Below are 11,290 nucleotides of genomic sequence, written 5' to 3'. Positions count from 1 at the left end.
CCCCCCGCCGCGCTGCGCCGGGGCGTCCCGCGCCACCGCGTGGACACCGTACGGACCGATACCGGCCACCTTCGTCATGGCCGGACTGCTCCCGGTGGTCACCGGGATCGGGCACACTCGGAAGTCGGACACGACCGCCGCCCCGGCGGCGCAGCCGAGCCCCGGCCCCCGAAGCGCCGGGACCCCGCGTCGTGTCCGGTCAGGACGCGACGGGGGGAGGGTGCGCCAGCCGGGCACACGAGGTCCGCCGTCACGTCCCGAGGTACCGCTGTGCTTTACCGGAGGCGTCCGGGGAAGGGAGCGTTGCCGCCCGGCGCGAGCCGGGAGTACTCACGCAAGGGAGACCCCGTTGACCACCTCCTCCTCCGGCCCCCAGGCCAGACCCGCCCGCGTCCTGGGCACCGTCGACGCCGTCGCCATCGGCGCGGGCGCGATGCTCGGCGCCGGGGTGTTCACCGTCTTCGCCCCGGCCGCGCTCGGCGCGGGCGCCTGGCTGCCCGTGGCCATCCTCATCGCGGGGATCGTCGCCTACTGCAACGCCGTCTCCTCGGCCAGGCTCGCCGCCCGCCACCCCGAGTCCGGCGGCGCCTACGTCTACGGCCGCGAGCGCCTGGGCGACCTGTGGGGCTACCTGGCGGGCTGGTCCTTCGTGGTCGGCAAGACCGCCTCCTGCGCGGCCATGGCGCTGACCTTCGGCGCCTACCTCCTCCCCGGCTGGGAGAAGGCCCTGGCGGCGGCCACCGTGGTCGCGCTCACCGCGCTCAACTACCGCGGGATCCAGCGCTCCACGATGGTGATCAAGATCCTGCTGGCCGCGGTCCTGGCCGTCCTGGCCGCCGTGTGCGTTGCCATGCTCCTCAGCGGGCGCCTGGCCGCCGTCGCCCAGGTGGAGGGCCTGGGGCCCTGGCCCGGCTCCTTCGGTGTGCTCGGCGCGGCCGGGATGATCTTCTTCGCCTTCGCCGGGTACGCCAGGGTGGCCACCCTGGGCGGCGAGGTCCGCGACCCCCAGACCACGATCCCCCGCGCGGTCAACATCTCCCTGGGCGGCGTGCTGGCGCTCTACCTCGTCATCGGCACCGGACTGCTGATCGTGCTGGGCCGCGAGCGCCTGTCCACCACCGACACCCCGATGGTCGACGCCGTCCGGGTGGCCGGGTTCGACTGGCTGGCCCCCGTGGTGGTCGCGGGCGCGGCCGTGGCCAGCCTGGGGGCCCTGCTCTCCCTCATCCTCGGGGTCTCGCGCACCACCGCCGCGATGGCCGCCGACGGACACCTGCCCCGCTCCCTGGCCTCGGTCCACGAGCGCCACGGGGTGCCCCACCGCGCCGAGCTGCTGGTCGGCGCCGTCGTCATCGCCCTGGTCCTGGTCACCGACCTGCGCGGCGCGATCGCCTTCTCCGCCTTCGGAGTGCTGGTCTACTACGCCATCACCAACGCCTCGGCGCTGCGCCTGGGCCCCGACGAGCCCCGCCCGCCGCTGCTGGTGCCGCTGACCGGGCTGGGCGGCTGCGTCGTGCTGGCGTGCAGCCTGCCGCTGCCCACGGTCATCACCGGCATGGCGGTCCTGGCGGTGGGAGCCGGGCTGTGGTGGCTGCGCGAGCGCTTCGACCTGCGCTTCTAGGAGTGCGGGCGGGGAACACGCCAGCCCGGAAGGGGGGCGCGGGTTCCTCCGCGGTGAAGGCGCGGCCGAAGGCACCGCGTTCGGCGACGAACACGTAGCGCCGCTCCGGTCGCGGCCGGTGCGCTGGTGTGGCCGGAGCGGACCCGACCCGTGACCCCGAAGGCGGTCAGCCCCGCCGGCGGGCCGCCGTGGCGCGGTCAACCACGAGGGGACTCCTCCGGTGCGACCAGGCGGCGTACGGCGTCGGTGATGATAGTGCGTCGCTGCGCGTCGGTGACGAGGTGGCTGACGTCCTCGGTGCGGTGCTGCCACATGTTGGCCAGCGTCAGGACCAGGGCGAGGATCTCACCGGCCGGTCTGTCGGATCTGACGGTGCCGCTCCGCTGTGCCGCCTCGATGGCCGTGATCTTCTCGTCCACGGAGCGGGCGACGATCTCGGAGACCGGTCGTTCGGCGCGTTCGAGCGCGTACCACGTGAGGAACCGCATGACCTGCGGGTGCTGTGCCGCGGCGTCGTGCAGGCGGCCGGCGTATCCGGGCAGGTCGTCGGCGTCGATGGGCACGGCGCCCACCGTCTGCTCGACGATCGCCTCGTGGACGGCCTCGAACAGGCCCTCCTTTCCGGCGAAGAACGAGTACACGAGGCCGGGGCTGATACCGGCGCGTTTGGCGAGCCGGTCCACCCGGGCGCCGGCCACGCCGTACTCGGCGAACTCGGCCAGGGCCGCTTCCATCAACTGCTGCCGTTTGCGGTCGGGATCGCGCGTTGCCATGCCTCCATCCTCCCTTAATGAACGTTCATTTGACGAACCCGGCTCGGGCGAGCATGCTGAGCTTGATAAATGAACATTCATTTAAGAGGTGTGTGATGACCGCGCAGCACTGGACTCCCGCCGACATTCCGCCGCTCGACGGCCGGACCGCTCTGATCACCGGCGCCAACAGCGGCATCGGCTACCGCACCGCCCGGGCCCTGGCCCGGCACGGCGCCCGTGTCCTGCTCACCGGGCGCCGTCCGGACGCGCTGGCCGAAGCCGCCGCCCGCCTGCGCGGCGACGTGCCCGGCGCGCGTCTGGAGACCGTGGAGCTCGACCTCGGCGACCTGGCCGCGATCCGCGACGCGGCGGCCCCGCTCGCCGCCGAGGAGACGATCGACATCCTCGTCAACAACGCCGGAGTCATGAACGTCCCCCAACGCCGCACCACCCGTGACGGCCTCGAACTGACCGTCGGCACGAACCACCTCGGCCACTTCGCGTTGACCGCCCATCTGATGCCCGCCCTGACGCGTTCGGCGGCCGCGCGGATCGTCACGGTCAGCGCCATCGCCGCCACCTGGCGCTCAGGCGACCTCACCGACCTGATGAGCGAACAGCGCTACCGCCCGATGGGCGCGTACGCCAAGTCCAAGCGCGCCAACATCGTCTTCACCCGGGAACTCGCCCGCCGCCTCGACGGCAGCGCGCACCGCGCCCTGGCCGTGCACCCGGGGTCGGCCGTCACCAACCTGCAGCGCCACACGTCCACGGGGCGGGCGGGGCGGCTGTTCGTCGCCCTGGCCGCGCGCACCCTGATGGGCTCGCCCGAGGGCGCCGCCTGGCCCTCCCTGTACGGCGCGACCCACGCCGCGGCCGCCAACGGCGCCTTCCTCGGTCCCGCCGGACGGGACCAGACCTCCGGGACCCCCGAGCCGACCCCCCTGCCCGCCGGGGCCGACAGTCCCGAGCAGGGTTCCCGGCTGTGGCGTGAGAGCGAACGGCTGACCGGGGTCGCGTTCCCGGTCCCGCGGACCTGACCCCCGCGCCGCACGGTGCGGCCGGGCGGCTCCCCGTGCTCGACGGCGCCGCCGCTCTCGCGGCGCACTCCGGCCGGCGGCCGGGGCCTCAACCGCGTTCTCGCAGGTACGCCTCCAGCTCGGCGGCCCCGGCCAGCATCGCCCGCCCGCGCGCGGACAGCCGGGCGCGCCAGTCGCGCAGCGCGCCCTCCAACGGCTCCAGCCCGCCGGCCGAGCGCACCTGGGCGATCAGCGGGGCGATCTGCTCCAGCAGGTAACCGCCCCGCCTGAGCTGGTGGACCAGCAGGGCGTCGCGCACGTCGGCCCCGCCGTAGACGCGGTACCCGGTCCTCGGGTCGCGGCGGGGACGCACCAGCCCGGCGCGCTCCCAGGCGCGCAGCGTCGCGGGCCGGACGCCGAGCCTGCCCGCCAGCGGTCCGATGAACGTGGCGTCGGGCTCCGCCGCCCCGGCCGTCCCGGGCTCCTTGGCCGGTCGTGGGGGTGGAGCCGCCCCGGCCCGCCCACCGGAGCTGGTCCGCCCGCCGGATTCGATCCGGTCGGCGGACCGGGACCGCGCGCCGGTCTCCAGGCCGCGCAGCGCCTCCTCCACGGCCCGCAGGGTCCGCCGGTCGTCCAGGAGCTGGGCGTGGCCCTCGTCGATGAGGCGCAGCGCCTCATCCGCCCGGTCCCCGTTCACCGCCCGCATGATCGAGGCCGCCCCCTGGTGGCCGTGGCCGGGTACCAGGGCCACGAACGCGCTCAGGGCCCGCGCGTGCAGCGGAGTGTAGGTGCGGTAGCCGTGACGCGTGCGGTCGGCCGCCGGAAGGATCCCGTCCTCCTCGTAGTTCCTGACCGCCTGCGTGGACAGGCCGTGCCCGCGCGCCAGGTCGATCGGCCTGAGCCGATCACCGCTTTGAAGGTTCTTAGCCATATCCCCGCCGCTGTACCGAAAAACTCTCAACCGTTACTTCAACGATACCGTCGAAGGTATGGACACTGGCACCACGATCACCGCACACACCTTCGAGGCCGCGGCCGCCATGGGGCTGCTCCCGGCCCGGCCGCGACTGCTCGCCCTGGGCGAGCCCACCCACGGGGAGGACGCCCTGCTGGACCTGCGCAACGGGCTCTTCCGCCAGCTCGTCGAGCAGGAGGGCTACCGGACGATCGCCGTCGAGAGCGACTGTCTGGCGGGCCTGGCCGTGGACGCGTACGTCACCTCGGGCACGGGCACCCTCGACGAGGCCATGGAGCACGGGTTCAGCCACGGGCTCGGCGCGTCGGCGGCCAACCGCGAACTCGTACGCTGGATGCGCGCCCACAACGACGGCAGGCCCGCCGCCGAACAGGTGCGCTTCGCCGGTTTCGACGGCCCGCTGGAGGTCACCGGCGCCCAGAGCCCCCGGCGGGCCCTGACCGCGCTCCACGACTACCTCGCGCGCTGGGTGGAGGCGGACCAGCTCCCGTGCGACGCGCGGACGCTGGACCGCCTGGTCGGCGACGACGCGCGGTGGACCAACCCCGACGCGATGCTGGACCCGGCCGAGTCCGTGGGGCGCTCGGACGACGTCCGGGAGCTGCGCATGCTCGCCGACGACCTGGCGGCGCTGCTCGACGCGCACACGCCGCGCCTGGTCTCGGCGACCTCGCGCGAGGACTGGGACCGGGCGCGCCTGTACGGGCGCACCGCCACCGGCCTGCTGCGCTACCACTTCTGGATGGCCGACACCTCCTCGCGCCGCATGACGCGGCTGGAGGACCTGGGCATGACGGTCGACACCTCACCGAGCCGGATGACGCGGCTGCTGGGCCTGCGCGACCAGATGATGGCCGACAACCTCTTCGCCCTCGCCGAGCGGGGCCCGGTGCTGGTCCACGCCCACAACTCCCACCTCCAGCGCGGCATGAGCACGATGCGGATGGGCGGGCCGCCGCTGGACTGGTGGGGCGCCGGGGCGATCGCGGGCGCCCGCCTGGGGCAGGAGTACGCCTTCCTGGCCACGGCCGTGGGCACGATCCGGCACCGGGGCGTGGACACCCCGCCCCCGGACAGCGTCGAGGGCCTCCTGTACGCCCTCGGGGAGGAGCGCTGCGTGGTCGACGCGCCCCGGCTGGCCGCGGACCTGGACGGCGCGATCCCCGCACCCCGTGTGTCCCCCTGGTTCGGCTACGCCCCGCTCGATCCGGCCCGTCTGGCCGACAGCGACGGGATCGTGTTCGTCAGGGACCTCCGGCAGGGCTGACGGCCCGCCCGGAGGGGGCGCCGGTGCGACGCACGAGGCTCCCACCTGCGGTGATCCTGTACCTGTGGCGTGTTCGGCCGCCTTGCTGCCAAACGGCTGTCGCGACGGATACGAGATCACGGCGTCCGCGTCGGTCCTGTGCGGGCACCGCAGGGGAGCCGGTGCCCGGCCGAGGGCTCAGACCGTGCCGGACAGGCCCAGGTAGGCCAGTCCGCGCCGGGCCGTGGTGGACAGCCGCAGCCCGGCGACCTCACCGGGGGCGAACCAGCGCGCGTCGGCGGTCGAGCCGTTCTCCTCCAGTACCCGGGCCGGACCCGGGTCGCGGACCAGGACGCGGAAGAACGCCCACACCGCGTAGATGTCGTGGCCGCCGGAGCCCTCACGGCGATGGCTGGACACGGTGACCAGCTCCCCGACCAGGCCGTCCTGGCCGGTCTCCTCGACCACCTCGCGGCGCAGCGCGGCCCGCACGTCCTCGCCCGCGTCCACGCCGCCGCCCGGCAGGTGCCAGGTCCCGGCGCCGGGGAACCCCTCGGCGATCAGGCTCAGCAGCACGTTGCCGTCGGGGTCGGTGACGATCCCGTAGGAGGCGAACCGGCGCAGCGGCGTCAGCCCGTTCTCGGGCGCGGCCTCCTCCACGGCCAGTTCGGCGGGGGAGGGCCGCAGACCGGCGCCCGCGGCCGAGGGCCAGGAGGCCTCCGCCCCGACTCCTGCGAACACCACCCGGTCGATGTGCAGCGGGGCGCCGCCGGGCGCGGACGCCAGCTCGGTGAGCACGTCCAGCGCGCGCAGGGGAGCGTCCGGGGCCAGGCCGCCCAGGCCGCGGGCCACGTCCGCGGGGTCCTGGCCGAACAGCACGCGACCCCCGAGCACCGCGGGCGCACCGGCGGTGACCAGGTGCGCGGTGACGCGCCGTCCCGGAGCGCCCGGGGAGGCGGCGGTCACAGCGATCCGGCGGCGGGGGTCGCGCTGGGCAGGCCCACCAGACGCAGCAGTTCGTCCAGGTTGGCGATGGTGGTCACCGACTCGAACCGCTGGTGGCCCCGGCGGTCGATCATGATCGGGCGCATGCTCGCGGCCGCGGCGCCCACGCCGTCGGCCTGGATCTGGTCCCCCACGTGCCAGCACGCGGTGGGGTCCACACCCAGGCGCTGGGCGGCGGTGTGGAAGATGCGCGGGTCCGGCTTGCCCGTTCCGACCGTGTCGGTGCACACCACGGCGTGGAAGTAGGGGGCCAGCTCCATGGACTGGAGCTTGGCGTGCTGGAGGGACTCGATGCCGTTGGTCACCACGGCCAGGCGGTATCCGGCCGAGGCCAGCGCGTTCAGCGCCGGGATCGCGTCGGGGAAGACCTGCCACGCCGAGCGGTGGGCCTCCAGGTAGATCCGGTACAACTCGTCGCAGTGCTGGTCGGCGAGGTCGGGGTGACCGGCCTGGACGGCCAGGGCCCGGATCCGCTCGCGGCGCTGCTGCTCCAGGCTCAGGCGTCCGCGCAGGTAGGAACCGAAGGAGATCTCGGTCTGCACGTCCCACAGACTGCGGGCTGCTCCGAAGTCCGGGTGGCCGAGCCGGTCCATGACCGCGCGGAGCCCCGTGGACGACGCGGCGAGATCGTCGATCAGGGTGTCGTCCAGGTCAAAGCAGATCGCCGTCGGCACTGCGGGTGTGTTCGGCATCGTTCCTCATGTGATGGGCAGGACAAAACATGCCCACGCTAACCCGTGGACATAACAGGAACGGTGTAAACCCCACCTAAAGGGATGTGGCCCACGTCACCCGAGGCCCGTGCGGGAGGGGGTCCGCGGACCCCCTCCCGCTCACGGGAGCCGCTGGAACCACAGGAGTGACGTCACGGCGGTGGCCATCGCCAGGACGATCGCCGCCAGCACGAAACGTGTGACGATTTCCTCGTGCACCAGCTCGGTGCCCAGCGACGAGCCGATGTCCTCGTAGACCTCGTCCAGCTCCGTCTCGCTCTCCGCCTCGTAGAAGTGCCCCCCGGTGTCCGAGGCCAGACCGCGCAGCGCCTCCTTGTCGATGTCGGCGGGCACCTGGTAGCCGTCGATCTCGATCATCGCCGCGCCCGTGCCGAACGCGATCGTGGAGACCGGGACCTCCTGCTCCGCCGCCATCGCCACGGCCTGCGAGATGTCGCGGCCACTGGTGTTCTCCCCGTCCGAGAGCAGCACGATCGCCGACGGCGGCGGGTCCACGTCCGCGTCCTCGTCGAAACTGCTGATCGACTCCAGCGAGGCGAACACCCCCTCGCCGATCGCCGTGCCCGGACCCAGCTGGAGGTTCTCGATCGAGCCGATCACCGCCTGGTGGTCATGGGTGGGGGAGGAGACCACCGTCGCCGTCGAGGAGAAGGCCACCAGGCCCACGTTGAACCGGTCCGGCAGCGTCTCCACGAACCCCTGGGCCGACTTCTTGGCCGCCTCCAGCCGGTTGGGGTCGATGTCGTTGGCCGCCATCGACAGCGACACGTCCACCGCCACCATGATCGTCGCCCGCTCACGCGGCTGCTGCACCGGCATCGCCGGCAGCGCCATCGAGGCGATCAGCACCCCGATCGTCACCGTGAACAGCACCGCCGGCACGTGCCTGCGCACGTCCGGGCGGTGCGGCGCCACCTGGTCCAGCAACGCCAGGTTGGTGAAGCGCATCGTGTACTCGCGCCGCCGGGTCTGCGCGAACACGTACGCGGCGACCAGTACGACGACGAGGAGCAGCCACCACAACCTCTGGGGCTCCAGGAAGGTCATGACTCAATCCCCCGTGCCTCGGCTCTGTCCCGCGGGTCCGCGCCCGCGCCCTCGTTCGGTTCCTCGGTGGGGCCCGCCGCGCTCACCGGGGCGTTCCCGGAGTGTGGCGGGCCAGGTGGTGCGCGGTACGCCTCTGGTGGATAACGAAGCGTGCCGTATCCAGTACCCAGTCCCGGTCCGTCCTTAGCATCAGGTGGTGCACCCCGCACCGGCGCAGCGCGTCGCGCACCGCGCGGCGCTGCCCCTCGGCCGCCTGACGGTAGCGCTCGCGCACCGCCCGCGTCAGCCGCACGTCGCGCACCATGCCCGTGCCCGGATCGCGCAGCGTCACGTCGCCCACCTCGGGCACGTCCAGCTCGCGCGGATCGATCACCTCCACCACCAGCACCTGGTGGCGCGCGGCCAACTGGCGCAGGGGGCGCTCCCAGGTCACCTCGCCGCCGAAGGCGGGGGTGTCCAGGAAGTCGGAGATCACCACCCGCAGGCCGCGCCTGCGGCGCACCCGCACCAGGTCACCGATGGCGTCTGCCAGGGACGCCCGGTGCGGCGAGGGCTCGCGCTCGTCACCGGTCGGCGCCGCGGCCACCGTGGCCAACAGCGCCAGCAGGGCCTCCTTGCCCGAACGCGCGGGCCAGCGCCGGATCGTGCCCCGGTGCAGGAAGTGGGCGCCGAAGCGGTCGCCCACCCGCTGGGTGAGGAGGTTGGCCGCGACCATCGCCCCGACCGCCACCTCGTGCTTGGAGCGCAGGCCCGTGCCGAAGTCCATGCTCGGCGACAGGTCCAGCAGGGTCCAGCTCTCCAGCTCGCGGTCGGCGACCAGGTCGCGCACGTGCGGGGTGTCGGTGCGCGCGGTCACCGACCAGTCCATGAGCCGCACGTCGTCCTCGCCCGGCTGGTACAGGCGCGCCTCGGCCGCCTCCGAGCCGGGCCCCAGGCGCAGCCCGAGGTGCTCACCGTGCAGCAGCCCCTCCAGGCGGTGCACGATGCGCAGGTCCAGACGGCGCAGCGCGGCGCGCAGCCGGGGGTCGGTACCGATGGCGGGTGCGTTCACCGGCTCACCTCGCGGAGGCGAAGGAGGCGGTCTCCCCGCTGGGCGGCTCGTCCCAGATCACCCGCGGCGCCAGCACGGTCGACAGGATGCGGTCCACCACCTGTTCGGCGGTGATCCCGTCGGCCAGGGCGTCGAAGGTCAGCACCAGGCGGTGGGCGATGACGTCGTGGGCGAGCACCCGCACGTCGTCGGGGAGCACGTAGTCGCGCCCGCGCAGCAGGGCCAGGGCCCGGGCGGCCGAGACCAGCCCCAGGGTGGCACGGGGGCTGGCCCCCATCTCCAGCACCTGGCGCAGGTCCGGCATCTGGTGGTTCTCCGGCTCGCGCGTGGCCATGACCAGCCGCACCACGTAGTCGGCGATGAGCTGGTGGACGTGGACGCGCTGGGCGTCGGACTGCAGCTCGCTCAGGGTGACGGGGTCGAGCACCTGGTGCGCGGTGGGCGGGGTGGTCGACATCCGGCGCAGGATCTCCATCTCCTCGTGCGCGCGCGGATGGCGGACGTTGACCTTCATCAGGAACCGGTCGCGCTGGGCCTCGGGCAGCGGGTACACGCCCTCGGACTCCACCGGGTTCTGTGTGGCGATGACGATGAACGGGGAGGGGAGCGGGTGGGTGGTCCCGCCGAGGGACACCTGCCGCTCGGCCATGACCTCCAGCAGGGCCGACTGCACCTTGGCCGGGGCCCGGTTGATCTCGTCGGCGAGCACGAAGTTGGCGAAGACCGGCCCCAGCTCCACGTCGAACTGCTCGGTGGAGGGATGGTAGATGCGCGTGCCGACGATGTCGGAGGGCACCAGGTCCGGGGTGAACTGCACACGGGCGAACGAACCCCCGGTGACCTTGGCCAGGGTGGACACCGCCAGGGTCTTGGCGATTCCGGGTACGCCCTCGATCAGGCAGTGCCCTCCCGCGACCAGGGCGATCAGGGAGCGCTCCACCATGCGCTCCTGGCCCACGATCACCCTGGACACCTCGTGCAGCGCGGCGCGCAGCAGCCGGGTCGGTTCACCCGGAGCGCTGTCCGGGCCCGCGGAGGGCGCTGAGCCGTTTCCGCTCTCTGCCATGTGCCGCCTTCCTAGCAGGGAGCCCCGACGCGGGGGCACCGGATAGGTTGTGGATCACTCACCTGTGGTGACACTACCCGTTTCGCGGGCACCAGTCCGGTACACAACGCGGCGAAGCGGACGGCCGGAGTGGAGGGCAAGGGGGATGACATGGCGGTTCCCACGATGGGGCTGAACGAGGGTGATCCACGTCAACTGGGCGGTTACCGCCTGCTGGGGCGGGTGCGCGACTCCTCCCTCGGCGTGGTCTACCTGGGCAGGGACGGGTCCGGGAACCAGGTGAGCGTCGCCGTGCTCGACTCCGGCGCCGCGGGTGACGGCGGCGCGCGCGAGCGGTTCGCCGAGGCGGTGCGCCGCAGCCCCGACGTGGTCGCGGCCCGCACGGACGGGCGCTCGGCGCTGTGGGTGGCCCTCGCCCACGACGGGACGGGCGCGGCGGCGGAGGACTTCCTCAAGGTGGCGGCGCGCTCGGGCAGGGCGGCCGCGCGCGGCCCGGTCGTGATGCCGCACTGGGCGGGTTCACGCGGCCCCGTCTCGGTGCGGTGGGCGCCCTGGGCCGGGCGCAGGGACAGCGCCGTGGCGGCGGGGGAGAGCAACTGGTGGCTGATCGGCGGACTGGGCCTGGTGCTGGTGCTCATCCTGCTGCTGGTGTCGCTGCTGTACTGGTGGATGCTCCAGTTCCCGCCGCCGGAGATGCCCAGCCCGGCGCAGCCCCCCGAGGCGCAGGAGAGCCCGGAGAGCCCGCAGGGGCCGGGGACGCTCCCGGGGGA

Annotated in this window: 11 protein-coding genes; 4 read left to right on the top strand and 7 right to left on the bottom strand. The window is 73.6% G+C overall.

Annotation, left to right across the window (positions count from 1 at the left end):
* Positions 1-349 precede the first annotated feature (349 nt).
* Positions 350-1,621, top strand: coding sequence for an APC family permease (locus DQW06_RS11795; RefSeq protein WP_013152979.1), 1,272 nt, complete (start codon positions 350-352; stop codon positions 1,619-1,621).
* Between the two features lie 197 nt (positions 1,622-1,818).
* Here the strand turns inward: DQW06_RS11795 and DQW06_RS11790 are convergent, their stop codons facing one another.
* The gene (locus DQW06_RS11790; protein ID WP_013152980.1) at positions 1,819-2,394 is read right to left on the bottom strand and encodes a TetR family transcriptional regulator; all 576 of its coding nucleotides are present in this window, start codon (positions 2,392-2,394) and stop codon (positions 1,819-1,821) included.
* A gap of 95 nt (positions 2,395-2,489) precedes the next feature.
* On the opposite strand from DQW06_RS11790, the gene DQW06_RS11785 reads away from it, so the two are divergent.
* A complete protein-coding gene (locus DQW06_RS11785) occupies positions 2,490-3,416 on the top strand; it encodes an oxidoreductase (protein WP_013152981.1) in 927 nt (308 codons plus the stop codon).
* Positions 3,417-3,504: 88 nt separating this feature from the next.
* Here DQW06_RS11785 and DQW06_RS11780 read toward each other — a convergent pair whose 3' ends face one another.
* Positions 3,505-4,326, bottom strand: a complete 822-nt coding sequence (locus DQW06_RS11780) for a TioE family transcriptional regulator (protein ID WP_117198427.1) — start codon at positions 4,324-4,326, stop codon at positions 3,505-3,507.
* 58 nt (positions 4,327-4,384) lie between these two features.
* Between DQW06_RS11780 and DQW06_RS11775 the strand changes: the two genes are divergently transcribed.
* Positions 4,385-5,638, top strand: a complete 1,254-nt coding sequence (locus DQW06_RS11775) for an erythromycin esterase family protein (RefSeq protein WP_013152983.1) — start codon at positions 4,385-4,387, stop codon at positions 5,636-5,638.
* 177 nt (positions 5,639-5,815) lie between these two features.
* Here the strand turns inward: DQW06_RS11775 and DQW06_RS11770 are convergent, their stop codons facing one another.
* The 5 genes from DQW06_RS11770 to DQW06_RS11750 form a co-directional block, all read right to left on the bottom strand.
* Positions 5,816-6,583 carry an NUDIX hydrolase gene (locus DQW06_RS11770; protein ID WP_013152984.1) on the bottom strand — a complete coding sequence of 256 codons (768 nt, stop codon included), beginning with the start codon at positions 6,581-6,583 and terminating at the stop codon, positions 5,816-5,818.
* Positions 6,580-7,314 (bottom strand): HAD family hydrolase, encoded by a 735-nt coding sequence (locus DQW06_RS11765; protein WP_013152985.1) that lies wholly within the window; start codon positions 7,312-7,314, stop codon positions 6,580-6,582. The genes DQW06_RS11770 and DQW06_RS11765 overlap by 4 nt, the downstream gene beginning before the upstream one ends.
* A gap of 141 nt (positions 7,315-7,455) precedes the next feature.
* On the bottom strand, positions 7,456-8,403 hold the full coding sequence (locus DQW06_RS11760) for a VWA domain-containing protein (protein ID WP_013152986.1): 948 nt from the start codon (positions 8,401-8,403) through the stop codon (positions 7,456-7,458).
* Between the two features lie 82 nt (positions 8,404-8,485).
* Positions 8,486-9,454 carry a DUF58 domain-containing protein gene (locus tag DQW06_RS11755; protein ID WP_013152987.1) on the bottom strand — a complete coding sequence of 323 codons (969 nt, stop codon included), beginning with the start codon at positions 9,452-9,454 and terminating at the stop codon, positions 8,486-8,488.
* A gap of 4 nt (positions 9,455-9,458) precedes the next feature.
* Positions 9,459-10,520, bottom strand: coding sequence for a MoxR family ATPase (locus DQW06_RS11750; protein ID WP_013152988.1), 1,062 nt, complete (start codon positions 10,518-10,520; stop codon positions 9,459-9,461).
* Positions 10,521-10,670: 150 nt separating this feature from the next.
* Between DQW06_RS11750 and DQW06_RS11745 the strand changes: the two genes are divergently transcribed.
* Positions 10,671-11,290, top strand: a 620-nt coding sequence (locus tag DQW06_RS11745) for a hypothetical protein (protein ID WP_117198428.1), incomplete at its 3' end; no start/stop codon positions are given.

Source organism: Nocardiopsis sp. TNDT3, assembly GCF_003427465.1.
Classification (GTDB): Bacteria; Actinomycetota; Actinomycetes; order Streptosporangiales; family Streptosporangiaceae; genus Nocardiopsis; species Nocardiopsis dassonvillei.
Note: the sequence above shows the minus strand (reverse complement) of the source record. Positions and strands in the feature narration are given on the sequence as shown.

What these genes read in the sequence shown, in the direction of transcription:
- DQW06_RS11790 (WP_013152980.1), bottom strand. Translation starts at nt 2,394, where the DNA reads ATGGCAACGCGCGATCCCGACCGCAAACGGCAGCAGTTGATGGAAGCG.
- DQW06_RS11785 (WP_013152981.1), top strand. Translation starts at nt 2,490, where the DNA reads ATGACCGCGCAGCACTGGACTCCCGCCGACATTCCGCCGCTCGACGGC.
- DQW06_RS11780 (WP_117198427.1), bottom strand. Translation starts at nt 4,326, where the DNA reads ATGGCTAAGAACCTTCAAAGCGGTGATCGGCTCAGGCCGATCGACCTG.
- DQW06_RS11775 (WP_013152983.1), top strand. Translation starts at nt 4,385, where the DNA reads ATGGACACTGGCACCACGATCACCGCACACACCTTCGAGGCCGCGGCC.
- DQW06_RS11765 (WP_013152985.1), bottom strand. Translation starts at nt 7,314, where the DNA reads ATGCCGAACACACCCGCAGTGCCGACGGCGATCTGCTTTGACCTGGAC.
- DQW06_RS11760 (WP_013152986.1), bottom strand. Translation starts at nt 8,403, where the DNA reads ATGACCTTCCTGGAGCCCCAGAGGTTGTGGTGGCTGCTCCTCGTCGTC.
- DQW06_RS11750 (WP_013152988.1), bottom strand. Translation starts at nt 10,520, where the DNA reads ATGGCAGAGAGCGGAAACGGCTCAGCGCCCTCCGCGGGCCCGGACAGC.